Genomic DNA, 25,386 nt, shown 5'->3' with positions numbered 1-25,386 from the left:
ACACTTGCGTGACGACTATGAGTAAAGCAGGTAAGACGGTACTGATCGTCGATGATGAAGCTCCGATCCGGGAGATGATCGCAGTAGCTCTGGAAATGGCTGGCTACGAGTGCCTTGAAGCAGCCAGTACCCAGGAGGCTCACTCGCAGATTGTTGACCGTAAGCCCGATATGATTCTGCTCGACTGGATGCTGCCAGGCACCAGTGGTGTTGAGTTTGCCCGCCGCCTGAAGCGCGATGATCTGACGGCAGAAATGCCGATCATCATGCTCACGGCCAAGGGTGAAGAAGATAACAAGGTGCAGGGGCTGGATGCCGGTGCGGATGACTACATCACCAAACCCTTCTCGCCACGCGAGCTGGTCGCACGACTGAAAGCCGTGCTGCGCCGTGCAACCCCGCAGGGTATTGAAGAGCCGATTGAAGTCAGCGGTCTGATGCTGGACCCGGTCTGCCACCGCGTCACCTCGAACAGCAAGCCGGTTGAAATCGGTCCGACGGAATACCGTCTGCTGCAGTTTTTCATGACCCACCAGGAACGCGCCTATTCTCGTGCGCAATTGCTGGATCAGGTCTGGGGCGGCAACGTCTACGTGGAAGAGCGCACCGTGGATGTTCATATCCGCCGCCTGCGCAAAGCACTGGGCGAAGCTCATGACCACCTGATTCAGACCGTACGCGGCACCGGCTACCGCTTCTCAACCAAAGCTTCATGACACAGGTATGGCGCAGGGAATTGCGCCGCCTGAGTTACCTGATCGTGCTGGCGCTCAGCGCTGGCTATGTTCTGCACCAGCCCGGCTGGATGCTGGCACTGGTGCTCTGCGGCTATCTTGGCTGGCAACTGCTGCAACTGTCGCGCCTGCATCGCTGGTTGCGTTCGCCGCAAAACGCACCGTTACCGTCAACGTTCGGAATCTGGGGTGCGATCTTCGCCGAAACGCGGCAACTGCAGCAGCGCACCCTGCGCTACCAGCATAAACTGCAGTCCGTTATTAACCGTATCCAGGATTCCACCGCAGCGTTACAGGATGCTGTGCTGATGGTCGACAGCCATGGCAACCTGGAATGGTGGAATCAGGCAGCGCAGGAGTTTCTGGGGCTGCGTTCACCCGTCGATGTCGGCCAGCCAGTGACTAACCTGATTCGGGACCCTGCCTTCAAAACGTATTTTGACAAGGCCGACTATCAGGACGCGCTGACCATTCCGTCGCCAGTGAATAAAAACCAGCATCTGATGTTCAGTATCACATTGTTCGGCCGCCGCGACCGGCTGCTGCTGGTGCACGACGTCACTCGCCTGAAACAACTGGAAGAGATGCGTAAGGATTTCGTTGCCAATGTCAGCCACGAACTGCGCACGCCGCTGACGGTATTATCCGGCTACGTTGAAACCATGGGCATGGCCGCGGAGATGCTACCGCAACGCTGGCAGAGGATGTTGTCGCAGATGAGCGAACAAAGTCAGCGCATGGAAGCCATTATTAAAGATTTACTGGCCCTGTCTCGCCTGGAAACAACCAGCAAGCAGCAGCCGCTGCCGGTTGCAGTAAAGCCGTTGCTGGAGCAGATCTGCGCCGACGCCCGAGCTCTGAGTAATGATCGCGGTCACCGCATTGAACTTCAGTTATCCGGACCCGCAAACATCGCCGGTTTCAGTGATGAACTACGCAGTGCCTTCTCTAATCTGATTTTCAATGCCGTGAAATACACACCCGACGGTGGAGAAATTCACGTTGAATGGGTTGAGCAGGACAAACATGCCTGCCTGACAGTCAGAGACAACGGTATTGGCATTGCCGCCCACCACATTCCACGCCTGACCGAACGCTTCTATCGCGCCGACCCGAGCCGCAGCAAAGAAACCGGAGGCACTGGTCTGGGACTGGCCATCGTCAAACACGTGTTAATGCGCCATGGTGGCGATCTGCAAATAGACAGCGAAATGGGAAAAGGAAGCACCTTTGTGTGCCGTTTTCCACTGTAACGTATGGGTTCGCGCTTAACGTACTTTGGCGATAAAACGGGATAAGGTCGCCAGCTTCTCCGGGTCGTCATCCACATAACGGATAATGATCTGAATGGTTTCGGCTTCCGGGTGCGGTTCCTGCGCCTGCATCATGCGTACGTAACCATTGATCCGGGCGACGTCGCCCGAGTCCTGATCAACAATATCCAGCACCACCTGCTCAAGCAAAGCGGGCGGCGGACCTTCACGGCGGAAAACACCGATCAGCTCCTGCAGGCTGATATCCTTGATGACCAGTTTCGCCGTGCCGCCGGAACCGAAGCGAACACTCGCCAGCCCTTTGGCTCGTGCCGCAGGTTTAGCTGCAGCTTTAGCGGCAGGTTTTTCCGCCTGGCCACCCATCAGTACACTGGCGCCGCCCATATCCGCTGACGCTTTAACCTGTGGGGGCGTTTTTGCCGCAGCCCCCATCAGCACCGAAGCCCCACCCAGATCTCCAGATGCCGGCTTGGTGCCTGCCTGTGTCGCCCCGAGAACACTGGCAGCTCCCGCCGCTCGAGGATCTTTACTCTCAGCCTGCGAGGGTTTTATTTTCAGGTGCTTCCACACCAGCTTGGTGATTTTGCCGACGAAGTGTTCGCGCGTGAAAGGCTTGCCGATGTAATCGGATACTCCGGCTTCAACGGCTTTAACCACGTGGTCGCGCTCACCGCGACTGGTGATCATCATGAAAGGAATGGCTTTATAGCGCTCATCTGCACGCATCCACTGCAACACCTCAATACCGGATACCTCCGGCATTTCCCAGTCGCAGAGAACCAGATTGATATTTTTGCTGTTCATCAGTGAAATGGCCTTGCGACCATCCACTGCTTCAGAAATATCACAGCCCGGGTAAGTATCCCGCACCGCTTTTTTTACAAGGTCGCGGATAAACGCTGCGTCATCCACCACCAGAACGTTCAGAGCTGCCATGCATCAGCCTATTTGGGTCAGTACTGATTTCAGCATAGTCGCTTCCTGCATCTTTGCCCGTTCCATCAAACGGGAAGCGCTCCAGTCTCATCAGTGTTGAGCCGATGACCGCCGCGGGCATCACAAACCAGTTAACAACAGGGATCATCATCAGAAACGCCACCAGTCCGCCAAAACCAAGCGCGGTAAAGCTTTCCTGCCCCACCCGTCGGCGGGTATCAGTAAACGCGACGCGATGATTATCGTAGGAATAGTCGACATATTGCAGGGCAACGACCCAGCTGCCGAACCAGAACCACAGCACCGGGCTGGCGAGATTAACAACCGGAATGAAACTCAGCACCAGCAAACCGAAATAGCGCGGCAACAGATACAGCAGCTTGGTGAGCTCGCGCCCAAAGGTACGTTTAACCGTACTCATGATCGATTCATCGGGTATCAGGCTGCCGTTCATGGCTTCCACCCGCTCGCTGAGTAAACCGTTAAACGGACTGGCGATCACCACCAGAATGGTGCTGAAAAAATACGCCAGTACAAACAGTAGCGTCAGAATTGCCACTGGCATCAGTAACCAGTAGAGCCAGGACAACCAATCCGGCAGCCAGTTCGTCAGTTGTTCAATCCACAAGCTGATCTGCTGCCCGCCCCACCAGGTTGCAGCGCTCATCACCACAATATTCAGTAACAGGGGTATAACAACAAACATCCGTAATCCGGGCTGATTCAGCATACCGAATCCGCGCCAAACATAGTGCCATCCGGCGAAAGGGTTGCCTTTCATGGCTGTCTCCGTGCATCAGGGGGAGGGCTTTTATACAATGCCCGCCGTTCAGGGCCAACCGCCCACCAGGTATTAACCAGTCATCCGGGGGATTATCCGTGACGCCGCAACGTCTGCAACGCATTGTACAAACACTTAACCTGCGCCAGCCGGATCTTACGGTGGTGACGGATGAAGTGAAAAAAGAGCACAACCTGTCCGCCATCGTCCGTAGCTGTGATGCGTTTGCCATACCGGAAGTTCACTGTGTATGGGCCGGAGAGAAATACCACGTGCGCCGCAATCAGGCCGCCGGTGCCGGCAGCTGGGTCGATGTTAAAACCCATGACACCATCGCCGATGCTATTACTAATCTGCAGGGACAAGGCTTCAAAGTCTGTGCCGCACATTTCACCGATCGGGCTATTAACTACCGCGACTACGACTTCACGCAACCAACCGCAGTTCTGCTGGGGACTGAAAAAGAAGGTGTCAGTGATGTTGCTGCGGAAATGTGTGATGAGCACCTGATCATTCCGATGCACGGCATGACCAACTCATTTAATGTATCGGTTGCCTGCGCTCTGATACTCAGTGAAGCCCAACGTCAGCGCGAACTGGCCGGCATGTACGAACAGCGCCGCCTGCCAGATGCGGAATATGAACGCCTGTATTTCGAATGGTGCCAGCCGCAGATCACCAGAATCTGCAAACAACACAACCTGCCGTATCCGCCACTACGGGATGATGGCGAACTTCTGGACCCTCAGGCCTTCTCTGAACTGGTTAATAACCCAGTCTGAAACTGCCAGCGCATACCGATATCTGCAGCCTGCATGGTTGCTACAGGGATGCGCTGATAGCGGAAATCCTGTCGCAGCATTGCCCCCAGCTCAGTTCTCAAGCGGTTACTGACGCCGCTGCCAATCAGAATGCGTCGAATGGCATGAGGCGGAATCCGTAGTAACCAGTGACGCTGCCCCGCGACCTCAACAGAGGTTGGAACAGACTCCCGGGGCAGAATCACGCGCCCCTGCATCAGCGCGGCTCGCTGCGGGCTATCAAACAGCAGCCTTTGCGGAAAGGATGCAGGCCAATGCTCAGTGTACTGTATGGGCTGAACATCGGCCTCTGGCCAGCGCTGTTCATCAATTGCCAGCCACACACTATCAAACCCGGCAACACTCCAGGCCAGCGCGCTGTCAGCATTGCTGTACATAGTCAGCCACAGCCAATCCTGCGGTTGACCGGCATCCAGTTGCTGAGCCTGCTCTGCAGCGGCACTGATGGCACGTTCAATATCTTTGCGTTTCTGTTGCGCCTGCTGCAGGAACGCTTCAAAGGTCAGTAAGCCAGCCAGCTGCGCTGGCAGTTGTGCATAACTGTTACGCATATGACGAAGGTATTGCTCATCCGTCACCTGCACTCCGCCTGGCTTCAGTGAACGGTAACCGGGCAGGCTTGTCTCTTCTGGCGCCGAAAGTGGCACAAAGCCCTTCTTCAACAGGGTCACGACCTCGTCTTTTAACGGCAAATAATACACAGATACACCTTTGTCTCTTCCTCTCTGGTACTTCTAACCTATTCCAATAATCCCTGCTTAAGAGAGATTCGCCAGGGCGCTTGTGAGATATATCGCACAAGCAGGTGCGAGATTTAGGGAAAAAGGCTACTGAGATAGGGATAATCCACCAGAGATTATTCCCAACCCACTGATTTTACTGGATTTTTCAAATTACAAACGCTGACATCTGTTTGTAAGTATAGGTAACAGGCGGTTGGCCGCAGGGCCGATTCTGCTATCTTTAATTCCACAGGGACGGACGCACTGCACGGATTGCAGTGATCAGGATGATGACGCTACGGATAGCGATCATGGATGAATAAATCAGCAGGATGCTGACAGGGAAGTACAACCGCGAAGGATCGCGGCAAGGAAGAACGAAAATCTAGATAGCCAGGATGGCGCTAGGGTGCTGCGGCGGCCAGAACAGGATGTTCTGGCCGCCCGATTTTTTTGTAGCGCCGAAAAACCCCCTCAGCGGCTGTGATAGCGCTCTGCAAGAACCCCCACCAGAACAAACGCCCCTGCCACCGTTGCCAGAAACGCTCCGGCCGACAGTGTACGCAGATATTGCTCCAGCACCGGCGTCAGCCACACCGACAGCGCCCCGTAACCAAACGTGCACAAGGCGATGAATACCAGCACCCGAGCCCAGACCGGCTGCTTACGCACAACATGCCGGGCCAGATCATTGATGGTATCGCCGAAGATAACCAGCAAGGTTGCCACCAGAGCCAGCGCAATGTCATCGGTGTGAGGCCGAACATAGGCCGCTATCTCATTGAAAATGTTCATGATTTCCTCCTGTAACGAAGCCAGATTAGCTGTGCCCCCGAGCCACTGCCAGCACGGTTACGAATAAAAACCAATTGTTAAGCAAAGCAACTGGCTTTCTGTTACACCTGTGCCATTCTGGAACAGTGAGTTCTGCAGGAGGAATACAGGATGACACCACTGCCACATCAACTGGGGCAATTACTGCTGCGCCGTGGAAGTATCAATGAGCAACAACTTCTGCAGGCCCTGGCTCTGCAGGCACAAGAACCACAGCCCATCGGTCAGGCGTTAATTTCCCTGGGGTATCTGGACGAAAAAACACTGAAGCGTACCCTGCGTCAGCAGCGCTGGCTGCGTCCGTGTGCCGCCTGTTTTGCCATGATCGCCCCTTTTTCCGCAACCTATGCCAGCCCGGCGAATGACTCAGACCTGCCGGAAAACTGGCTGCAGAAAAGCAGCTGGATGATTCAAACAACGCAGGACCATGTGGGTGAAGATACCCGTAGTGTAGACCTGGTTAAGTTTGCCGCCCTGACCGCATGGGATATTTATCAGGGCACGCCGGAAGCAGGCGAGATGCGCTTTAATCTGAGCCAGACCGGCAAGGGAAGTTACGAATTACAGATGACGATGCATTTCTGAGCATCTGAAAAAGAAAAAGCCCGTCCATAAGGACGGGCTTTTTTGTATGGTGCCGGCACCAAGAGTCGAACTCGGGACCTACTGATTACAAGTCAGTTGCTCTACCAACTGAGCTATACCGGCAAGTGGTGCGGGATATTAATGGCACGTCCGGCAGTCGTCAACACTTTTTCTCTAACTCTCTGAAAATTATCGTTTTTACGAAAAAGATGGCTAAGTTTGCCGGAGAATAGCTCCATCAACTTCACAAAAGTGTCACAATTAGCGCTCTGTGTTTGCCGTAAAATCGGGGGCCCTTGTGAGTGGTGGCTACATCCTCGTCGTCGACGACGAGCCTGCAATCTGCGATATGATCCAAACCTGTCTGGAATTAGCCGGATTCAAAGTCCGTCTGTCCGCCAATGGTGCACTTGCTCACCAGATGATTATTAACGACCGCCCGGACCTTGTTATCCTCGACTGGATGATGCCAATGATGTCCGGACTGGAGCTGACACGTCGTCTGAAACGCGAAGATGCCACGGCCGATTTACCGGTGATAATGCTGACCGCCAGAACGGAAGAAGACGACCGTATCAATGGTCTTGAATCTGGTGCCGATGACTATATTTCCAAACCGTTTTCTCCGCGTGAGCTTGTTGCCAGAGTAAGGGCTGTGCTGCGCCGCACAAACGCTCTGGTCGATGACGTACCCCTGACCGTTGGCCAGCTCAGTCTTGATCGCTCTGCGCAAACTGCTGCAATCGCTGGCCAGGCTATCAGCCTGGGGCCATTAGAATACCGCTTACTTGAGTTCTTTGTTCTGCACCAGAATCGTGTGTTCTCCCGTGGCCAGTTACTGGACCGGGTCTGGGGTGGCAACGTATACGTCGACGAACGAACCGTCGATGTCCATATCCGTCGTCTGCGCAAAGCGCTGGCACCGGAACAGCAGGACGAAATGATTCAGACCGTGCGCGGCGCGGGCTATCGTTTTTCTCCTGTTGATTCATCTGCTAAGGAGTCGTAAGTGCAGCAGATTGCATGGCAACGTGAGCTGGTCCGCATCAGTATTGTCGTCGGTACCGGATTGGCTCTTGGCTGGTCAGCTGGCTTTGCCCTGTGGGGCTTTATCGCTGGCCTGACAATCGCACTGGCCATGTATGTGAGGGCTATGCAGACTCTGTATCGCTGGAGCTTCCGCCAGGGGCCTCCGCCGCAGGATTCCGGTCTTATTGGTTACAGCGTGGATAAACTTATCCGCCGCGAAAAGAATCTGAAAAACAAACTGGCACTGCAGGCATCGCAACTGCAACGCTATCGCCAGGGGATCGAGTCCTTGCATGATGGCGTGGTGATCATCGATCAGGATGGGCATATCACCAATTTCAACAGCTCCGCCACGCGTCTGCTCGGACTGCGTAAAGAAGACGCCGGGCAACACATTACCAACCTTGTACGTACACCGCGTTTTACCCGCTATTTCAATGAGGGTGACTACACCTCATCGCTGCAGTTCGACGTCAATCACCGCAAGCAGTACAGCCTGCAGGCACAGATCACGCAGTTTGGTATCGATCAGAAAGTCATGCTGGTGAAGGACATCACCGAACGTAAGCGCGTGGAAACCATGCGTCAGAACTTTATTGCCGACGTTTCCCACGAGTTACGCACACCGCTGACCGTGATTAACGGCTATCTGGAAATGCTGCAGGATATGGAGTTACCGGCGGCGCTTGAGCGCGCGATCAAACAAATGAACAACCAGGGCCAGCGCATGACCGGCCTGGTGAATGACCTGATCCAGCTTTCGAAACTGGAAAGTGCCAACAGCGAACAGCGCGGCGACTGGTTTGACCTGCAGCAACTGGCCTACTCCAGCGTTGATCAGCTGCAATCGATCAGTGATGGCCGCATAAGCTATCGCTGTGACACGCGTATCGAAGTGCTGGGCTTTGCCGATGAACTCAGCTCTGTGCTCAGCAATCTGCTCACCAACGCAGTGAAATATGGTGGTGATGGCCCGATCGAATTCAGCATTCGTCCGGTGTATGACGGTATCAAAGTGTCAGTAAAGGATCAGGGGCCGGGCATCCCGCCAGAACACATTGGTCGCCTGACCGAGCGCTTTTACCGGGTGGATGATTCCCGCGAATCATCCATCGGTGGCTCAGGTCTGGGCCTGGCCATTGTGAAACATGCCCTGGAACACCACGACTCGGTACTGGATATCAGTTCGACACTGGGACAGGGCAGTACTTTCAGCTTTGTCATCCCGGAAGATCGTAGCCGCGTTGAAAGTCGCGACTGATCTTTATATTTTCAGGAAGGCCGCACTCAGTTGTGTGAGGCGGCTGACCGCGCCACGATTATCTGCTACCGCCTGCAAACCTGCGCGCCCCATTTTCTGGCGCGCTTCACTGTCCGACAAATAGCCCTGTAATTGCTCCTGTAACTGCTCAGCCTGATCGCTGACAATCTGCAACGCACCGCGCTGCACCAGCTCATCGGCAATCACGGCGAAATTCATATGGTGCGGTCCAAGCAGGGTGGCTTTGCCCAGCGCCGCTGGCTCGATCGGATTGTGGCCGCCGTGTGGAATCAGACTACCGCCCACCAGCACCAGATCAGCTGCCGCCAGCAGTAACAGCATCTCGCCCATAGAGTCTGCAACATAGACCTGGGTATCGGCACTGACATTCCCCAGACTGCGACGCGCAACAGCGATTCCCCGTTGCTGAGCCGCGGCCGCTACCGCATCAAAACGTTCCGGGTGGCGGGGAATTAACAGCAGCAATAAACCCGGGCAGGCCTGTTGTAATTGTGGATACAGGTCGAGTAGCAATTCATCTTCGCCAGCATGACTGGAAGCCAGCGCCAGCACGCTGCGCTGTTCGCCCCACTGCTGACGCAGGCCCAGGCCCTGTTGCTCAATATCAGCGCCAATCTGCACATCAAATTTCACTGAGCCGGTTACTTCGAGGCGAGACTCCGATAGCCCCAGTGACAGAAAACGCTGGCCATCGGTTGCGTTCTGCACGGCCACCAGCGACAGGCGTTTCAGCATCGGAGCGGTGAGTGCGGAAAACTTCGCGTAGCCGCGGGCAGACTTTTCAGATAAGCGCGCATTGGCCAGCATCACCGGAATATTCCTGCGCTCACAGGCCGCCAGCAGGTTGGGCCAGAGTTCAGTTTCCATCACCACCAGCAATCCCGGCGCGAGGCGCTTAAGGAACCGCTGCCAGATCCAGGGCAGGTCATAGGGCAGAAAAACATGGAATACATCATCGCCAAACAGACGGCGTACCTGATCGGAGCCGGTTGGCGTGGTGGTGGTCACCGTCACCGGCACATCCGGATAGTGCGCACGGAAATCGGCAATAAACGGCGCGGCAGCCAACGTCTCACCCACCGATACAGCATGTACCCACAGACCATTCGGCCGGACGTCGCCAATCAGACCAAAACGTTCGGCAATACGCTGGCGATAGCCCGGATTGAGGCGGCCACGCCACCACAAACGCGCCACGATCAGAGGAATAAACAGGCTGTAAATCAGGGTATAGAAAAAGCGTGCCACAGCAGTCCGACCAGCATTCAAAAGTGGTCGGCATCATAGCACAGGCCCGACCTGATTCAGCGGCTATCGTCTGTGCCGGGCGGCGACTGGCTGTGTTAAACTCCCGGCCAGTTTTTATACCAATCGAGTGATACCGATCCATGAATGTGACTTTGCCCGACTTTCACCGCGCCCGTGTACTGGTATTTGGCGATGTGATGCTGGATCGTTACTGGACAGGTCCGACCTCCCGTATATCTCCGGAAGCCCCGGTGCCAGTGGTCAGAATTCAGGATATTGAAAATCGGGCCGGTGGTGCTGGCAACGTGGCCCTGAACATCGCCACCCTGGGAGCGGATGTCGACCTGATGGGCATCGCCGGTAACGACGACAACGGCCGAGTACTCGCCGATATGCTGCAGCAGTCACGGGTCAGCTGCCACTTCCTGCAACACCCGACGCACCCGACCATCACCAAGCTGCGCATCATGAGTCGTCATCAGCAGCTGATTCGTCTCGATTTTGAAGAAGCCTTCGATGCCACGGACCTTAGCGAGCTGTACGGCAACTTCGATCAGCAGGTAGCCAATGCTGGCGTGGTCATCCTGTCCGACTACGGCAAAGGTGCACTGAGCAACCCTCAGCGTCTGATCGATTCCGCCCGCCGCTCATCGGTACCGGTACTGGTTGATCCTAAAGGCACCGACTTCGAACGCTATCGCGGTGCGACACTGATTACGCCGAATCTGAGCGAGTTTGAAGCCGTGGTCGGCCCTGCTCAGGACGATGAAACGCTGGTAACCAAGGCCCGCAGCCTGATTGCCGACTACGATCTGCAAGCCGTACTGGTTACCCGCAGTGAGAAAGGTATGACGCTGGTGCAGCGCGACCACGCCCCTTTCCATCTGCCTACCCGTGCGCGTGAAGTGTATGACGTGACCGGTGCGGGCGATACCGTGATCTCGGTACTGGCTGCCGCTCTGGCTGCTGGTCAGGACATGGGGCAGGCCACTGTGCTGGCGAATACTGCCGCGGGCATTGTGGTCGGCAAACTGGGAACGGCAACAGCGTCCACTGAAGAGCTACGCGCTGAGCTGCGCAGCGAAAACCAGCTGGGTGCAGGTATTTTCGACGAGCAAAGCCTGCTGCTGCTGGTGCAGGAAGCCCGCGCCCGTGGTGAAACCCTGGTAATGACCAACGGTTGTTTCGACATCATTCACCCAGGGCACGTGCAGTATCTGAAAGAAGCCAAAGCACTGGGCGACCGCTTGTTAGTCGCCGTTAACAGTGATGAATCGGTAGCACGCCTGAAAGGGCCAACCCGTCCGGTGAACCCACTGGATCACCGTATGGCAGTGCTGGCCGGACTGGCCAGTGTCGACTGGGTGGTACCGTTCGGCGAAGACACCCCGGAACGTCTGATCTGCAGTGTGCTGCCGGATATTCTGGTGAAAGGTGGCGACTACAAAGTGGAAGACATTGCCGGCGGCCAGTGTGTGCAGGCCAACGGCGGCGAGGTGATTATCCTGAGCTTTAAAGACAACTGCTCAACCTCAGCCATTGTGAAGAAAATTCAGGAGAGTGAAGCATGATTATTGTTACCGGCGGCGCTGGCTTTATTGGCAGCAACATCGTTAAAACCCTGAACGAACAGGGTCGCACTGACATTCTGGTAGTGGACGATCTGAGCGACGGCAAACAGTTCTACAACATCAGCGACTGCGACATTGCCGATTATCTGGATAAGGACGATTTTATCGCCCGGGTAAAAGCAAACGACGGCATTCTTGATAACGTTGAAGTAATTTTCCATGAAGGCGCCTGCTCTTCCACCACCGAGTGGGACGGTAAGTTCATGATGGAAAACAACTACGAATATTCTAAAACTCTGCTGCACGCCTGCCTCGAAAAAGGCATCGCTTACCTGTATGCGTCCAGCGCATCGGTTTACGGTGGCAGCGAAGTGTTTAAAGAAGAACGTCAGCATGAAAAGCCGCTGAACGTTTATGGTTACTCGAAATGGCAGTTCGACCAGTACGTGCGCAATCTGCAGGCAACCCGTCCGGAGCTGTTTAAAAGCCAGGTCGTTGGTTTCCGTTACTTCAACGTCTACGGTCCACGTGAGCAGCACAAAGGCTCCATGTCGTCCGTGGCCTTCCACTTTAACAATCAGCTGAAAGACAACGGTATCTGTAAGCTGTTTGGTGGCAGTGGCGGTTATGGCGATGGCGAACAGCGTCGCGACTTTGTCTATGTTGCAGACGTCGTCAAAGTGAACCTGTGGTTCTGGAAGAATGCTGACAAGAGCGGCATTTTCAACCTCGGTACAGGTCGCTGCCAGAGCTTTAACGATGTGGCAGACGCAGTTATTGCATGGCACGGCGAACGCGGTCTGGAAGGTCGCAAGGAATATATGCCGTTCCCGGATCACCTGAAAGGTGCTTACCAGAGCTTCACTGAAGCGGATATTTCTGCACTGCGTGCAGCGGGCTACAACGAGCCCTTCTTCAGTGTTGAGGAAGGCGTAAAAGACTACATGGACCAGCTGAATGGCTGATACAAAGATACCACCGTTACCGCGCGAACTGCTGCACCCTAAACACTGGCTGGTCTGGGCTGGCGTTGGCGTATTAATGCTGCTGACCCGTCTGCCTTATCGTGCACAGCTGCAGCTCGGCAAAGGCCTTGGCCTGCTGATGCACAAACTGGCAGTCAGCCGTCGTCACGTTGTAGAGGTCAACATCCGTCTCTGCTTCCCTGAAAAATCAGCACAGGAGCAGACTGCTCTGGTGCGGCAGGTGTTTATCGACAACGGTATCGGGGTGATGGAAACCATGATTGCCTGGTTTCGCAAACCTGATTACCTGCTCAGCCGCACCACTTTCCATGGTCTGGATAAAGTTAAACAGGCTCAACAACAGGGACAGGGAGTGATGCTACTGGGCGCCCACTACTCTATGCTCGACCTGGCTGGCTCGCTGATCAGTAACCGTTTACGCCTAAACGTAAGCTATCGACCACAGAACAATGCGGTGATGAACTACATCATGGAGCGTGGCCGTGATCGTCTGTACGACAAGTGCTTCACTCGAAAGGATATCCGCAGCTTTATCCGCACCCTTAAAAACGGAGATGTCCTCTGGTATGCCCAGGATCAGGACTTTGGCCGCAAAAACAGCATATTTGTTGATTTCTTTGGTATTCCCACAGCCACCATTACTGCCACCTCGCGTATTGCTAAGGCAGGCAAGGCACTGGTGATGCCGATCACCTATTTCCGCCGCGCAGACCTTTCAGGTTATGACATCACCATTCACGAGCCGTTAGCGATTCCCGGAGAAAGCGACGAAGCCGATGCCCGGATTGCCAACACCTTTCTCGAACAGCAACTGCGCCAGCATCCGAGTCAGTATTTATGGCTGCACAAGCGCTTTAAGACACGACCTGATGTGACGGAAAAGAAAGGCTTGCTCTACAAGCGGAAATAAAAAACGCCGGCAATTGCCGGCGTTTTTTTATGCTTGTTCGTTCAGCATTCAGACACCCGAGAGCTGAGCGACCCGCACATAGGTTTCCTGCAGCACCTGCACATCGTTCGCAGCGCGATGACGATCAATGTGCATTTCTGACCACAGCGACTTTTTGGTGTCGTGCCAGGCTTCCATCTGTTCAGCCGTCAGTAATTTATTGATGGTCTCGATACGGAAACGCTGTACCAGCTCCGCCTCGTCGAACAGGCGACCAATCCATGAACTGTCGAAGCTCCAGGCATCGGAATAGAGAGTCTTACCACGCAGAATATCATTCAGTTTCAGAGCCACTTCGCGCGGTGTAAGCCCGTCGTTGAGTAACATTTCGCGCGAGATACCATGAATCTTCTCGGCATCATCGCTCCAGTGCAGCCAGGTCGCTGCCGGTTTGATAAGAAAACTGTGCACTTCCCGATCTTCCAGCGCAAAGCCAACCTCAATAGGGTAGCTGCCGCGGCCAAAGCCCGACGCTTCGAGGTCAATGATGGGAGGTACGCTGGTATTCAAACTCTGAGCCCTTATCGGTTTTTATTCATTCTGCAGTAAGTTTAGCCGTTCCCGGCCATGCACTCTATGTACCAGTTGTCAGAATTTGCAACCGGACGTCAGCCACGCCCCAACGGCGCCACGCGCATCACCTCAGCAATGGTGGTCATGCCCGCTGCGACTTTATGCGCACCGCTGAGTCGCAGGCTGTGCATGCCCTCTTTCATTGCTGCCTGACGCAGCTTGGTGTGGTCCATCTGATCGTGAATCATCGGCTCCAGTGATTCCGTCACCGGCATCACTTCATAAATGCCCATCCGCCCCAGATATCCGGTACCACGGCATTCCAGACAGCCTTTGGCTGAATACACATGCTCTGGCGCTTTCACCAGCCACGGCGCGGTCAGCTGCTTCCACAGTTTTTCATCCACAGCTTCCTGCACTTTACAGTGCGGACACAGGGTCCGTACCAGACGCTGCGCCATCACCCCCAGCACACTGGAACGAATCAGATACGCAGGCAAGCCCAGCTCCAGTAAGCGGGTGAAGGCCGATGGTGCATCATTGGTGTGCAGTGTCGACAGCACCAGGTGCCCGGTCAGTGCAGCCTGCACCGCAATTTCTGCCGTTTCCAGATCCCGCACCTCGCCCACCATGATGATGTCGGGGTCCTGACGCAGCAGAGCGCGAACACCACTGGCAAAGGTCAGATCGATACCGTGGTTCACCTGCATCTGATTAAACGCACCTTCCACCATTTCGATCGGGTCTTCGATGGTGGAAACGTTCACTTCCGGCGTCGCCAGCTGTTTCAGCGTTGAATACAGCGTGGTCGTTTTACCCGAGCCGGTCGGCCCGGTAACAAAAATGATGCCGTGATTATTACGCGTCATTTCGTTCCAGCGACGATGATCTTCCTTGCCAAAACCCAGCTCAGAGAAACTGCGCACCAGCACCTGCGGATCAAAAATACGCATCACCAGCTTTTCACCGAACGCAGTTGGCAGGGTCGACAAACGCAGTTCAACTTCCTGGCCAGACGGTGTCTTGGTTTTCAGACGACTGTCCTGTGGGCGGCGTTTCTCGGCAATGTTCATGCGCCCCAGCGACTTAATCCGCGCGATCACAGCGATCGCCACCTGTGCTGGCAGGTCGTAAACGTTATGCAGCACACCATCGATACGGAAACGCACATGGCCGACTTCGCGTCGTGGCTCGACATGGATATCACTGGCACGCTGGTCAAAAGCGTATTGCAGCAGCCAGTCAACGATATTGATGATGTGCTCGTCGTTGGCATCCGGCGCCCGCGCCTTCCCCAACTCCAGCATAGATTCGAGATTCTGAACCCCGGATGCGCCCTTATGGCTCTGACGCGCACGGTTGACGGAGGTTGCCAGCTGATAGAACTCAACGCGGTAACGCTCAATGTCACCCGGTGCAGCCAGTACACGCTTTACCTGACGCCGGGTGACGTGTTCGAGGTCCGGCACCCAGGCTTCGATATCGGGCTCGGCACAGGCAACGATCACGGTATCGGCAGTCACTTCCACGGCCAGAATGCTGTGACGTTCAGCAAAGGCATAGGACATCACATCAGTGACCGCCGTCACATCCACTTCCAGCGGATCGATCTGCACGGTACCCATGCTTCGCTGTTTTGCCAGCCACTCAACTAACACGTGTTCGGTGAGCGCCTGACCACTTTTCAGTGCGTTGGCATAGTTCTGCCGTCCGAGCAGGGTCAGCACATGCAGTTTGTTCTCATCCGCTTTGCGGCGGATGCTCATCGCCTGCTGGTGATCATCATCACTCAGCATACCGTCGCGGCGCAGCCCTTCGATCAGAGTCTGCAGCGATAAGTAACGTTCTGCCTGTGCCTGCATATTCAGAAGTCCTCGATGATTCAGCGACTTATAATTGATGTCCCAGCGATTTCAGGTGTTCCAGCGCCCACTCACCATATTCGTCCGGTGAACGCAGAGCCTGATCAGCAGCCAGCATCCACGGACGCTGCAACACCAGTCCCGCACCCAGCATATCACTGAGTACGCGCACGCTACCGGCGGCGATACCACCACCCTGCACACCCAGTCCACGAGCTGCCGCAGGCAGGTCCTGTGCGTAATCCGCGCACTGACGCAGTTGCGTAATCGCTGGCATACGCCCACGCCATTGCTCAGCTTCCTGAGGACGATGACGCTTAATCTCTTCCATCAGACCGGCGCGCTCAGCCAGCAGATGACGCAACCAATGCAGCGCCGATTCTTTGCCATGGCTGAATTCCTGCAGTCCGAACAGAGCGCTGGCTGCAGCCAGTACCGCCTGTGCCAGCGACTTATCACTGCGCAGCGATTTACGCAGGGTTTCCGCCTGAGTACGCAGAACCTTAAGCTCCGCCCCGACCATGCCCGCATCGTCAGCCGCCTGCAGATAGCCCTGCAGCTGCTCCGCCAGAGCCAGAGCCTGCAGCGGTGCTATCAGAGCATCCAGTGCTGTACGGAGTTCCCGCGTCTGGCGACGCTTAATTACTTTGCCCGCCAGATTAGGCAGGGTTTTTAACGCCTGCGCATGTTCCGCTGCATCCTGCGCACACGGTTCTCCGTCCCACAGACTGGCTTCCAGCATGCGCTTCATCGACAGCAACTCGTAGTGCAACAGCTCTGGCAGCACTTCGCTGACATCGGCATCGCCCTTGATGGCCGGGCGAACCTGCCAGGCATTACTCAGACCGGCCAGACGATAACCACGTTCTGCTTTGCTGATATCGCTCAGCCACAAAGCAGCACTCTGCGACAGCTCTGCAGCCATTGCCCATAAACAGGCGGCATCACCACTGCGCAGTTCCAGTTCGACTTCACATAACGGCAGCGAGCGGCCAGCGGCTTCAATACGGCCCTGATCGATTACGATTTCCGCTTCGCCACCATGAGCGGAATAGATCCAGCTCTGACGTTCGAAATGGGTGGTAAACACCTCACCAAGCTGATCCGTGGCGATGGCAGCGGGCCAGTGCTCGGCTACCTCTGCTGACGCCAGTAACGACAGATCGGCTTGCGGACTGGTCAGTGGCCAGTTCCACTCACCGCGCACCTGCATACCCGCCACGCTCTTGCCGCGGGTTTTCAGGGTCTGTTCGTAGCCATCGCCTTTCTGACGAATGCGCAGCGCTGCACGGTGCGTCGACAGTGCAGCGTCAGGCGTATCGAGGTACCAGTTTTTCAGCGTAGAATGAGTCTGCGGAACGGCATCCGCATTAAGACGGCTGACCAGCGCCGGAATATCTTCCGGATGGAGCCTGAGTTTGAGTTCGGTTTCTTTAGTCATGGCGTCATTGTCCGGGGGCGTCTGTCATTAAGCAAGGAAAGTTATGAGTCATCCAGCACTGCCCAATCTGACCGAACGCCTGCGCGAACTGATCGCTCTTAACAGCATCAGCGCCGTTATCCCGGAATACGATGAAAGCAACCTGCCTGTCATCCATTTGCTGGCCGAATGGTTCAGCGCGCTGGGCTTCCGAACGGAAGTGGTGCCAGTGGCTGATTTTCCTGGTAAAGCCAACCTGATTGCCACCCTCGGCCAGGGCGATGGCGGCCTGGTACTGAGCGGACACACCGATACCGTACCCTGCAACCCGGAACGCTGGCAGTCAGATCCGTTCACCCTGACAGAACGGGACGGTCGTTTTTATGGCCTCGGCACCTGCGATATGAAGGGCTTTTTCTCGCTGGTGATCGAAGCCGTCAGCCATTACCTCGATCAGGACTTTAAACAGCCGCTGATTGTGCTGGCCACCGCCGACGAAGAAAGCTCTATGTGTGGTGCCCGTGCGCTGGCCGAGCAGGGAGCCCTGAAAGGACGCTATGCCGTGGTTGGTGAGCCCACCAGTCTGCGGCCAATTCGTATGCATAAAGGCATCATGATGGAGAGCATCCGCCTGATCGGCCGGGCGGGACATTCCTCTGATCCGGCGCTGGGCATTAACGCTATGGACGCCATGATTCCGGTGATGCAGGAGCTGCAGGCACTGCGCCTGGACCTGTCGCAACGCTATCAGAATGCCCACTTTGCGGTTCAGTCTCCGACTCTGAATCTTGGCTGTATTCATGGCGGCGACAACCCCAACCGCATCTGCGGCAGCTGTGAGCTGGCATTTGATCTGCGCACCTTACCCGGCATGAGCAACGATGACCTGCGTGACGAGATTCGCCGCCGCATCAACCCGATTGCCGAACAGAACCGGGTATCACTGGAATACGAAGCGCTGTTTCCCGGCGTCGATTCCTTTGCCACCGAAGCCAGCAGCCCACTGGTACAGGCTGCCGAGCGGCTGACCGGCGTTAGCAGCGAGGCGGTTAACTACGCCACAGAAGCGCCATTTCTGCAGAAACTGGGGATGGAAACCATCGTCCTCGGCCCCGGCAGTATCGATCAGGCACACCAGCCGGATGAATTTCTCGCTGCCGATCAGATAGATCCCTGCGTGCACATTCTGCGTCAGCTGATCGAAGACTTCTGTCTGGCCCCGGCCCGTGATTAAATCGACCTGTTATTCAGCCCAGCATAAGGAACACGCGTGAACCCGACCGACTACGTACAATGGTTCCGCCAGTCATCGCCCTACATTAATGCGCATCGTGGCAAAACCTTCGTCATCATGTTCGAAGGTGACGCCATTGCCGATGACAACTTCACCAACGTGGTGCAGGACATCGCACTGCTGAACAGCCTCGGCGTGCAGCTGGTGCTGGTGCATGGCGCACGTCCGCAAATCGATTCCGTACTGAGCACGCTGAATATTCAGAGTCAGTTTCACAACGACCTGCGCGTCACCGACGCCCAGGCGCTGAACGCCGTAAAAGCCGCCGTTGGCATGGTCAAAGCCGATGTCGAAAGCCGCCTGTCGGTCGGCCTGCCTAATTCACCAATGCATGGCGCCCGTATCCGTGTGGTCAGCGGCAACTTCGTTACCGCCAAACCGCTGGGCGTGATCGACGGTGTCGATTTCCAGCACACAGGCGAAGTACGTCGTATTGAACATCAGGCCATTGCTGAGCTGCTGGCGCAGCGCAATATCGTGCTGCTGTCCTGCGTCGGTTATTCGCCATCCGGCGAGATGTTCAACCTGTCGGTGGAAGATGTGGCTCAGCATGCCGCGGTCAGCCTGCGCGCCGACAAACTGATCATTATGGGCGCTCGCGCTGGCCTGCCGGACGCCGATAATGACACCATTAAAGAACTTACCTGTGTAGACCTCGAACAGCATATTCACAGTCTTCAAGGGGAGCCGCGCCATCATGCCGATGCCGCGCTCAAGGCCGTGCGTCAGGGTGTGCCGCGAGTACATCTGCTCGGTTACCAGAACGACGGAGCTCTGCTGCAGGAACTGTTTACCCGGGAAGGTACCGGCACTCTGGTCAGCCAGTACGCCTACGATCAGTTACGCGCAGCGCGCAACGACGACGTTGCCGGCATTCTGGAGTTACTGCGTCCACTGGAAGAACAGGGCATTCTGGTGCGCCGCTCGCGTGAGCTGCTGGAGAACGAGATTCACCGCTTCTATGTCATCGAACGCGACGGCATGATCACCGCCTGTGCTGCCTTGTATCCGTATTCCGATGACCAGGCCGAGCTCGCCTGTGTGGCGGTGCATCAGGATTACCGTGGCACCAACCGCGGCCAGCGCCTGCTGGAGCAGATCGAGCAGGAGGCTCGCCGCCGCAGCTATAAACAGTTGTTTGTGCTGACCACCCGCACCGCTCACTGGTTTGTTGAGCATGGCTTTGTCGCCGGTGCAGTGGAAGCCTTACCGCAGGAGCGTCAGCGTCTGTATAACTGGCAGCGTAACTCCAAAGTCTTCTTTAAGCCGCTCTGATGGATCTCGCCGGACTGGCCCATCTGGGCCGGGAACTGCATCGTCGTTATGACGAATTCGGTCCCTTGCTGGTGTTCGACGATGGCAATAAGCGGTACCTCAGCTTCGGTACCGCCGACGAACAGAGCTGTCAGCTGAAGTCAGCTCCCACCGTTCTGCAGCATGAATATGCGCGTGCCATGGCGGCGGTGCTGATCCAGTTCCCGGACACCGCGCCGCCACAGCAGATCACGCTGCTCGGTACCGGTGCGGGAACCCTGGCAACAGCGCTGCACCAGCAGCTGCCAGCCAGCCAGATTCAGGCGGTGGATGTTCGTGCGGCGGTATTTCTGCTCGCCCATCAGTACTTTGCATTGCCACGCACACCGTCTATTACCACCCATACTGCCGATGCCGGCGCATTCCTGCGCAACTCGGAGCCTGGTCAGTGTGACCTGCTGATCTGCGACCTGTATCTGGCCGATGGCCTCGACCCGCTGGTTCTGCAAGCCGACTTCCTGCAGGCCTGCGCCCGTCATCTGAGCGAGCGCGGCTGGCTGGTACTCAATCTGTGGAAAGAACACCGCGAGCAAAGCGATTGCCTCAATGTACTGAAAACACTCTTTCCGCAGCTGCTGCACAGCACCACGCACGACGGTAACTGGGTCATCTGGGCCAGTCGCGAATCGCGGCAAATAAGCCGCAGTGACGCCCGTGCACGCTGTAAGCAATTGGCGCCTCAGTGCGGCTATAACCTGTGGAATGCCAGCAAAGGCTTCTATCGCCACGCGTGATACACGCTTAACAATTGGCACAATGGCCTGCTTGCCCATTCCTGATTTCTGTTAAGGTATCTGTCAACTGGTACAGCTGCGGCGGTGTCGAGCCCCGACATCCGCCTCGCCAGCAAAACAATAACAACAAGAGATATCCGCTATGCTACTCAGCCTTATTAAGATTGGACTGCCGGTCGCACTTATCCTGATTATGGTGGGTGTCGGACTGGGCCTTATTCCGGATGACTTCCGCCGGGTGTTCCGCCAACCCCGCGCGTTTATTATCGGTTTTATCTGTCAGATGGCCTTTCTGCCACTGATTGCCATGGCCATTATTGCTGCCACCGGTCTGCATGGTGAACTGGCGATCGGCCTGTTTATCCTCGCCCTGTGCCCGGGAGGAGTGACCTCCAACCTCTATACCATGCTGGCCAAAGGCGACGTTGGTCTGTCCGTATCCCTGACCGCTGTGATTGGCTTTATCACCCCGTTCACTATCCCGTTGCTGGGCGTGTGGGCCATCAATTACTACAGCGACGCAGGCAGCCACTTTGAATTACCGCTGGTGAAAACCTGGCTGCAGCTGATCATTATTACGGTTATTCCGGTGATGGTCGGTATGGCTATTCGCGCGAAATGGTCGGCTTTTGCCATGCGTATGGAGCCCATTATCAGCCGTTTCTCGGTAATCGTTCTGGCACTGGTGATTGTTTCTATCTCCTTGAGCCTGGGTAGCCGTCTGATTGATTACACCATGCAAGCCGGACCGGCAGCACTGATTCTGAACCTGACCACCATGGGCCTGGGTTATGTGGTTGGCCGCTGGCTGCTGCACAGCGAAGCGCAGGCTCGTACTATCAGTCTGGAAGTCGGATTACAGAATGGTACTCTGGCGCTACTCATCACCACCGGCCTGCTCAATAACGCAGCCATGTCAGTTGCACCGAGCGTATACAGCCTGATTATGTTCGCGACCGCGACCCTGTTCACCCTGTGGGTGGGTCGCAAGGGCGCTAAACAGAACGAAGCCACTGCCTGAGATCAAGACTCAGACAGGTCTCCGGGCAGAGCCGCCAACCCCTTGCTATAGTTAGGGCAGATTGCGCCGGAATTGAATTCCGACGCCTGCCACACCGGGTGAGAGGTTCTGCCATCCATGATTGCGCTGTTTCCTTATTTACGAGCAAAGCTTGCTCTGACTCTGCTGCTCATGTGCAGCGTTACGCCTGCGCTGGCGCTTGAGCTGAACGGCAGTGCTGAGTACCGTCAGCTGACCCGTGATTTTTACACCGGCGGCCTCTACCTGCCCCAGCCCAGCAGCGACCCGGCCTACATCCTCGCGCCATCGACAGCGAAAAAGATGCAACTGGTGGTTACTATCAACCGCTGGTCACCGCGCAAATGGTCACGCCAATGGCAGAACAACATCTCCATCAACAACGATATTGGCAGCACTTCAAGCGCCGTTCAGCAAGCGCTGATGACCTTTACCCAGTTTCCCAAAGACGACATCGTGCAGGGCGATGAAATTATCATCGACTACCAGCCCGGAGGTAACAGCCGGGTCCTTCTGAATGGTGACCTGATCATCGAAACGCCGGGCAGTGAGTTATTCAATGCACTGGTGAATACCTGGATCGGTAAGCTGCCACCGTCGCGCGAATTCCGCCAGCAGATGCTTGGCCAGTCCGATGGCAGCCTTGCCGCACGCCTGAGCAATCACTCCGTCCCGGTTACGCGGCGTGGAGTGTATACCTCCTGGCTGGCAGCCGACCGGGCAGTGGAGGAAGCACGCCTGCAGGCTGAGCGTGAAGCATCCGCACAGCGAGCCAGAGCACAGCAGGAACAACAACATCAGGCTGAGATGGCTCGCCTTGAAGCAGAAGCCAGAAAACGCGAGCAGGCGCGCCAGCAGGCAGAAGAGCAACGCCTGATCTCTGCCCGCAATGAAGCGGAACGTAAAGCGGCAGAGCGCGCAAAAGCGCTGCGTGAAGCCCAGAAAAAAGCCGCTCAGGCGCAAGCGAAAACCCTGGTTGGTAAAACCAGCAATGCTCTTGGTCAGCGTAAAACCGCGGCGATTCTGGCAGAAGAACAACGCTACTATCTGGAGTTGCTGCAATGGCGCCTGCAGCGTGAGGTAAACGCGGAAGTCAGTTACCCCGCCTGGGCGCGCCAGTTTGGTCAGGAAGGGACCGCCCAGATCGACTTCACCCTTAACCGGGAACGCAAAGTCAGTAACGTGATAATCCGCGATGAACTGGTATCCGATCTGCTGACCGGTGAACTACAGCGCGCGCTGGAAAAAACCGCTGCGCAGACCAATATTCCACCTGCGCTGAACGGCGAGCAATGGCCTCTGTCAGTGTCATACCGCTTCGCACTGGCGGCAACTGAGCAGCCCCTGGCGGCGATGCCGGAACCGCCGCAGTCCATCTCTGCGGCACCGCTGTCTGCGCAGCAACAGGAACAAGCCCGGGCGGAGTACATCGCCGAGCGCCAGAAGGAAATTACTGCGCGGGTTGAGTACCCTGCTGCGGCCCGTATCCTGCGCAAACAGGGCGAGGTCGAACTGGAAGTGGATATCGCCCGCGACGGCTCACTGAAAGCCATCCGCCCTCTGCATCCGTCATCCCATCGTGAGCTGAACGACGCCCTGCGCGACGCTATTCAGCGCTCTGCTCCGTTCGCACCGTTTGCGGACGGCCTGAACGATAAGCAGATGACGATAACCGTCAAACATACCTTCCGCTTGTAGTTACATCACCAGGGCAGAGGCTCGGCGACCTCTGCCCATGCCTGACGCTGATGAATATCTGCCAGCGTGTCAGCCAGGCGTTCACACTCTGCCACCGCCGTATTCCAGCGCGTTCGACGCTGGCCGTAGTCCGGCAGATCATAGAAATCCTGCAAATCAGGGATACGTCCACCCGGCAGCGTCGCAGCAAATTCCCATGACGGCGCAACAATGATGGTGCGACGGTAATACTCGCGCGATGCTGTACGCCATTTCAGCTTTTTGTCGAACCAGCCGCCGATCGGTGGTCGGGCAAAGTAATGCGGATACAGCACATAGCCGTTCTCCGGCATCACCGGCAAATCAAACTGGTAGTCGGTGATACCGCCATCACGGTAGGTACCGCGTGGCGCTCCCGGAATATTGCGCACCCCACTGATCGCCAGAGGAATGGCACCGGTGGCCAGTATCGCCGGCCCGATATTCTCTTCAGTCAGTGCCACATGCTTAGCTGGCAAGTGAGGAAAATGGTCAATCGGTGGCTTTTGCGGATGGTGAAAAAAGACCCGCTCGACCCACGGGCGCATTGCTGAGCGAGCAATCAGGTTCGACCCCATCGCACCCGCCATGCCAATGCCCTGCAGCACCTTATTCTCAGAGCCACCCAATCCGCGGCAGCGTGCCACCAGCGTGTTATAGCGCATCACCGGGTTGTGGATAATTTCATGGGCACCGTTTGCGCCAAGAATCTCACTGAGGATATGCCGACAGCCTGCCCCGACTTCGAGTGCGTCGGCTTTTTCAGAATAGTTCTGGCCCATATAGGCTTCCTGAAAACGGGCATGCGCTTTCAGTGGTTCATTCTGGGCATAGCAGGCCAGACGCCAGCCACCGGCTGATGTACCAAGCAGATGCAGAGGTCGCTGGCGCTGCTGAAACCATTCGCTGATCAGGTAGCGGTCGATAGCCGCCAGAGACAGCCACTTCGGACCACCGGACGCACCCAGCACCATTTCAATATCGTTCGGGCTGAGGCCGTTTTCACGAATATGGGCCAGTGCATCAGCACCGGCAAAAATTTTCAGGGCAGGTTGCATGCCATCTCCGCTGCGGTGGAAAAGGGCTTTTTACCTTGTCTGCAGGGCAGAAATAAGGGGCAAAGGTGCTATCAAGGCTTCATTGCCCGGCGCTCAACAGCGCCGGTTTTTTTTTACGGCGATAGAGCTCAGGCGCGCTGATAGACAACAAAGCTGTAATCGTAAGGGTTACCGCCTTCCGCGGCGAAGTCTTCACGCGCAACGGCCTGCCACTGGCTACGGTCGAATTGCGGGAAATATGCATCACCATCCACCTCGGCATGCACCTCGGTGAGGTACATACGATCAACCAGCGGCAAAGCCTGTGTATAAATTTCCGCACCGCCGATGATCATGGCTTCATCCTGGCCATTGATCACCGCCAGATGGCCAGCCAGCTCCTGCGCCGCCTGCAGTGACGACACGACCTTCACACTGTCGTTGGCGCCCGGTGGCTGATAATCCGCCTGACGGGTAATAACGATATTGATACGGCCCGGCAGGGGCTTACCGATACTCTCGTAGGTTTTACGTCCCATGATGATGGTCTTACCCATAGTGACCTGTTTGAAATACTTCAGGTCATTAGGCAGATACCAGGGCAGCTTATTGTCGATACCAATCACATGGTTCTGGGCCAGCGCCACAATCAGGGAAAGTTTCACAGCGGTTATCCATCAGGTTTAAAGACCCGATGATAACAAA

At 56.1% G+C, this 25,386-nt stretch carries 24 protein-coding genes and 1 tRNA gene; 14 read left to right on the top strand and 11 right to left on the bottom strand.

What is annotated here, in order from left to right:
* Nucleotides 1-17: 17 nt before the first annotated feature.
* Complete coding sequence (gene phoB, locus I9W95_RS00675) at nucleotides 18-716, top strand: phosphate regulon transcriptional regulator PhoB (protein ID WP_225670678.1); 699 nt, start codon at nucleotides 18-20, stop codon at nucleotides 714-716.
* Complete coding sequence (gene phoR / locus I9W95_RS00670) at nucleotides 713-1,987, top strand: phosphate regulon sensor histidine kinase PhoR (protein ID WP_225670676.1); 1,275 nt, start codon at nucleotides 713-715, stop codon at nucleotides 1,985-1,987. The genes phoB (I9W95_RS00675) and phoR (I9W95_RS00670) overlap by 4 nt, the downstream gene beginning before the upstream one ends.
* Nucleotides 1,988-2,002: 15 nt before the next feature.
* Here phoR (I9W95_RS00670) and I9W95_RS00665 read toward each other — a convergent pair whose 3' ends face one another.
* Complete coding sequence (locus I9W95_RS00665) at nucleotides 2,003-2,944, bottom strand: response regulator (protein WP_225670674.1); 942 nt, start codon at nucleotides 2,942-2,944, stop codon at nucleotides 2,003-2,005.
* The gene (cysZ, locus tag I9W95_RS00660) at nucleotides 2,913-3,725 is read right to left on the bottom strand and encodes a sulfate transporter CysZ (protein ID WP_225670672.1); all 813 of its coding nucleotides are present in this window, start codon (nucleotides 3,723-3,725) and stop codon (nucleotides 2,913-2,915) included. The genes I9W95_RS00665 and cysZ overlap by 32 nt, the downstream gene beginning before the upstream one ends.
* A 98-nt stretch (nucleotides 3,726-3,823) precedes the next feature.
* On the opposite strand from cysZ, the gene trmH reads away from it, so the two are divergent.
* Nucleotides 3,824-4,507, top strand: a complete 684-nt coding sequence (gene trmH, locus I9W95_RS00655) for a tRNA (guanosine(18)-2'-O)-methyltransferase TrmH (RefSeq protein WP_225670670.1) — start codon at nucleotides 3,824-3,826, stop codon at nucleotides 4,505-4,507.
* On the opposite strand, the gene I9W95_RS00650 is transcribed toward trmH, so the two are convergent.
* Nucleotides 4,471-5,247: a hypothetical protein gene (locus I9W95_RS00650; protein ID WP_225670667.1), complete on the bottom strand. Its 777-nt coding sequence runs from the start codon at nucleotides 5,245-5,247 to the stop codon at nucleotides 4,471-4,473. The genes trmH and I9W95_RS00650 overlap by 37 nt on opposite strands.
* 495 nt (nucleotides 5,248-5,742) lie before the next feature.
* A complete protein-coding gene (locus I9W95_RS00645; RefSeq protein WP_225670665.1) occupies nucleotides 5,743-6,063 on the bottom strand; it encodes a DUF3392 domain-containing protein in 321 nt (106 codons plus the stop codon).
* A 150-nt stretch (nucleotides 6,064-6,213) separates the two neighbouring features.
* Between I9W95_RS00645 and I9W95_RS00640 the strand changes: the two genes are divergently transcribed.
* Nucleotides 6,214-6,687 carry a hypothetical protein gene (locus tag I9W95_RS00640; RefSeq protein WP_225670663.1) on the top strand — a complete coding sequence of 158 codons (474 nt, stop codon included), beginning with the start codon at nucleotides 6,214-6,216 and terminating at the stop codon, nucleotides 6,685-6,687.
* Between the two features lie 47 nt (nucleotides 6,688-6,734).
* Here I9W95_RS00640 and I9W95_RS00635 read toward each other — a convergent pair.
* A tRNA-Thr gene (locus I9W95_RS00635) sits at nucleotides 6,735-6,810 on the bottom strand.
* A gap of 175 nt (nucleotides 6,811-6,985) precedes the next feature.
* Here I9W95_RS00635 and phoB (I9W95_RS00630) point away from each other — a divergent pair.
* Nucleotides 6,986-7,696: a phosphate regulon transcriptional regulator PhoB gene (phoB, locus tag I9W95_RS00630; protein ID WP_225670660.1), complete on the top strand. Its 711-nt coding sequence runs from the start codon at nucleotides 6,986-6,988 to the stop codon at nucleotides 7,694-7,696.
* A complete protein-coding gene (gene phoR, locus I9W95_RS00625; protein WP_225670658.1) occupies nucleotides 7,697-8,977 on the top strand; it encodes a phosphate regulon sensor histidine kinase PhoR in 1,281 nt (426 codons plus the stop codon). It abuts the gene before it with no gap.
* A 3-nt stretch (nucleotides 8,978-8,980) separates the two neighbouring features.
* Here phoR (I9W95_RS00625) and waaA read toward each other — a convergent pair whose 3' ends face one another.
* Entirely contained in the window at nucleotides 8,981-10,246 is a 1,266-nt protein-coding gene (waaA, locus tag I9W95_RS00620; protein ID WP_225670656.1) for a lipid IV(A) 3-deoxy-D-manno-octulosonic acid transferase, read from the bottom strand.
* A gap of 140 nt (nucleotides 10,247-10,386) precedes the next feature.
* On the opposite strand from waaA, the gene hldE reads away from it, so the two are divergent.
* Genes hldE through lpxL form a run of 3 tightly spaced genes read left to right on the top strand, consistent with a single transcriptional unit; the run spans nucleotide 10,387 to nucleotide 13,713 of the window.
* Nucleotides 10,387-11,817 carry a bifunctional D-glycero-beta-D-manno-heptose-7-phosphate kinase/D-glycero-beta-D-manno-heptose 1-phosphate adenylyltransferase HldE gene (gene hldE / locus I9W95_RS00615; protein ID WP_225670654.1) on the top strand — a complete coding sequence of 477 codons (1,431 nt, stop codon included), beginning with the start codon at nucleotides 10,387-10,389 and terminating at the stop codon, nucleotides 11,815-11,817.
* Nucleotides 11,814-12,782 (top strand): ADP-glyceromanno-heptose 6-epimerase, encoded by a 969-nt coding sequence (gene rfaD, locus I9W95_RS00610; protein WP_225670652.1) that lies wholly within the window; start codon nucleotides 11,814-11,816, stop codon nucleotides 12,780-12,782. The genes hldE and rfaD overlap by 4 nt, the downstream gene beginning before the upstream one ends.
* On the top strand, nucleotides 12,775-13,713 hold the full coding sequence (gene lpxL, locus I9W95_RS00605) for an LpxL/LpxP family Kdo(2)-lipid IV(A) lauroyl/palmitoleoyl acyltransferase (RefSeq protein WP_225670650.1): 939 nt from the start codon (nucleotides 12,775-12,777) through the stop codon (nucleotides 13,711-13,713). Before rfaD ends, lpxL begins: the two co-directional genes overlap by 8 nt.
* A 48-nt stretch (nucleotides 13,714-13,761) precedes the next feature.
* On the opposite strand, the gene I9W95_RS00600 is transcribed toward lpxL, so the two are convergent.
* The 3 genes from I9W95_RS00600 to I9W95_RS00590 form a co-directional block, all read right to left on the bottom strand.
* On the bottom strand, nucleotides 13,762-14,262 hold the full coding sequence (locus I9W95_RS00600; protein ID WP_225670648.1) for a 3'-5' exonuclease: 501 nt from the start codon (nucleotides 14,260-14,262) through the stop codon (nucleotides 13,762-13,764).
* A 98-nt stretch (nucleotides 14,263-14,360) separates the two neighbouring features.
* Nucleotides 14,361-16,127 carry a GspE/PulE family protein gene (locus tag I9W95_RS00595; RefSeq protein WP_225670646.1) on the bottom strand — a complete coding sequence of 589 codons (1,767 nt, stop codon included), beginning with the start codon at nucleotides 16,125-16,127 and terminating at the stop codon, nucleotides 14,361-14,363.
* A 28-nt stretch (nucleotides 16,128-16,155) separates the two neighbouring features.
* Nucleotides 16,156-17,568, bottom strand: coding sequence for a CYTH domain-containing protein (locus I9W95_RS00590; RefSeq protein WP_225670644.1), 1,413 nt, complete (start codon nucleotides 17,566-17,568; stop codon nucleotides 16,156-16,158).
* A 43-nt stretch (nucleotides 17,569-17,611) separates the two neighbouring features.
* Between I9W95_RS00590 and argE the strand changes: the two genes are divergently transcribed.
* The 5 genes from argE (at nucleotide 17,612) to I9W95_RS00565 (ending at nucleotide 23,626) form a co-directional block, all read left to right on the top strand.
* Nucleotides 17,612-18,781 carry an acetylornithine deacetylase gene (argE, locus tag I9W95_RS00585; protein ID WP_225670642.1) on the top strand — a complete coding sequence of 390 codons (1,170 nt, stop codon included), beginning with the start codon at nucleotides 17,612-17,614 and terminating at the stop codon, nucleotides 18,779-18,781.
* A 36-nt stretch (nucleotides 18,782-18,817) separates the two neighbouring features.
* The gene (argA, locus tag I9W95_RS00580; RefSeq protein ID WP_225670640.1) at nucleotides 18,818-20,116 is read left to right on the top strand and encodes an amino-acid N-acetyltransferase; all 1,299 of its coding nucleotides are present in this window, start codon (nucleotides 18,818-18,820) and stop codon (nucleotides 20,114-20,116) included.
* On the top strand, nucleotides 20,116-20,889 hold the full coding sequence (locus I9W95_RS00575) for a spermidine synthase (RefSeq protein ID WP_225670638.1): 774 nt from the start codon (nucleotides 20,116-20,118) through the stop codon (nucleotides 20,887-20,889). The genes argA and I9W95_RS00575 overlap by 1 nt, the downstream gene beginning before the upstream one ends.
* Nucleotides 20,890-21,031: 142 nt before the next feature.
* Complete coding sequence (locus I9W95_RS00570) at nucleotides 21,032-21,910, top strand: bile acid:sodium symporter family protein (protein ID WP_225670636.1); 879 nt, start codon at nucleotides 21,032-21,034, stop codon at nucleotides 21,908-21,910.
* 117 nt (nucleotides 21,911-22,027) lie between these two features.
* Nucleotides 22,028-23,626, top strand: a complete 1,599-nt coding sequence (locus I9W95_RS00565; RefSeq protein ID WP_225670634.1) for a TonB family protein — start codon at nucleotides 22,028-22,030, stop codon at nucleotides 23,624-23,626.
* Nucleotides 23,627-23,631: 5 nt separating this feature from the next.
* Here the strand turns inward: I9W95_RS00565 and I9W95_RS00560 are convergent, their stop codons facing one another.
* Together I9W95_RS00560 and I9W95_RS00555 are read right to left on the bottom strand one after the other, a co-directional pair.
* Nucleotides 23,632-24,702: a patatin-like phospholipase family protein gene (locus tag I9W95_RS00560; RefSeq protein WP_225670632.1), complete on the bottom strand. Its 1,071-nt coding sequence runs from the start codon at nucleotides 24,700-24,702 to the stop codon at nucleotides 23,632-23,634.
* Nucleotides 24,703-24,830: 128 nt separating this feature from the next.
* Nucleotides 24,831-25,346, bottom strand: a complete 516-nt coding sequence (locus I9W95_RS00555) for a dihydrofolate reductase (RefSeq protein WP_225670631.1) — start codon at nucleotides 25,344-25,346, stop codon at nucleotides 24,831-24,833.
* Between the last annotated feature and the right edge of the window lie 40 nt (nucleotides 25,347-25,386).

It is taken from the genome of Thalassolituus marinus (genome assembly GCF_020320395.1).
GTDB classification, from domain to species: Bacteria; Pseudomonadota; Gammaproteobacteria; order Pseudomonadales; family Oceanobacteraceae; genus Venatoribacter; species Venatoribacter marinus.
The sequence above is the reverse complement of the archived record's forward strand: the minus strand, read 5'-3'. Positions and strand labels throughout refer to the sequence as shown.

Coding starts and splice junctions, on each gene's coding strand:
- phoB (WP_225670678.1), top strand. CDS start 18: ATGAGTAAAGCAGGTAAGACGGTACTGATCGTCGATGATGAAGCTCCG.
- phoR (WP_225670676.1), top strand. CDS start 713: ATGACACAGGTATGGCGCAGGGAATTGCGCCGCCTGAGTTACCTGATC.
- I9W95_RS00665 (WP_225670674.1), bottom strand. CDS start 2,944: ATGGCAGCTCTGAACGTTCTGGTGGTGGATGACGCAGCGTTTATCCGC.
- cysZ (WP_225670672.1), bottom strand. CDS start 3,725: ATGAAAGGCAACCCTTTCGCCGGATGGCACTATGTTTGGCGCGGATTC.
- I9W95_RS00645 (WP_225670665.1), bottom strand. CDS start 6,063: ATGAACATTTTCAATGAGATAGCGGCCTATGTTCGGCCTCACACCGAT.
- I9W95_RS00640 (WP_225670663.1), top strand. CDS start 6,214: ATGACACCACTGCCACATCAACTGGGGCAATTACTGCTGCGCCGTGGA.
- hldE (WP_225670654.1), top strand. CDS start 10,387: ATGAATGTGACTTTGCCCGACTTTCACCGCGCCCGTGTACTGGTATTT.
- rfaD (WP_225670652.1), top strand. CDS start 11,814: ATGATTATTGTTACCGGCGGCGCTGGCTTTATTGGCAGCAACATCGTT.
- lpxL (WP_225670650.1), top strand. CDS start 12,775: ATGGCTGATACAAAGATACCACCGTTACCGCGCGAACTGCTGCACCCT.
- I9W95_RS00595 (WP_225670646.1), bottom strand. CDS start 16,127: ATGCAGGCACAGGCAGAACGTTACTTATCGCTGCAGACTCTGATCGAA.
- I9W95_RS00590 (WP_225670644.1), bottom strand. CDS start 17,568: ATGACTAAAGAAACCGAACTCAAACTCAGGCTCCATCCGGAAGATATT.
- argE (WP_225670642.1), top strand. CDS start 17,612: ATGAGTCATCCAGCACTGCCCAATCTGACCGAACGCCTGCGCGAACTG.
- I9W95_RS00575 (WP_225670638.1), top strand. CDS start 20,116: ATGGATCTCGCCGGACTGGCCCATCTGGGCCGGGAACTGCATCGTCGT.
- I9W95_RS00570 (WP_225670636.1), top strand. CDS start 21,032: ATGCTACTCAGCCTTATTAAGATTGGACTGCCGGTCGCACTTATCCTG.
- I9W95_RS00565 (WP_225670634.1), top strand. CDS start 22,028: ATGATTGCGCTGTTTCCTTATTTACGAGCAAAGCTTGCTCTGACTCTG.
- I9W95_RS00560 (WP_225670632.1), bottom strand. CDS start 24,702: ATGCAACCTGCCCTGAAAATTTTTGCCGGTGCTGATGCACTGGCCCAT.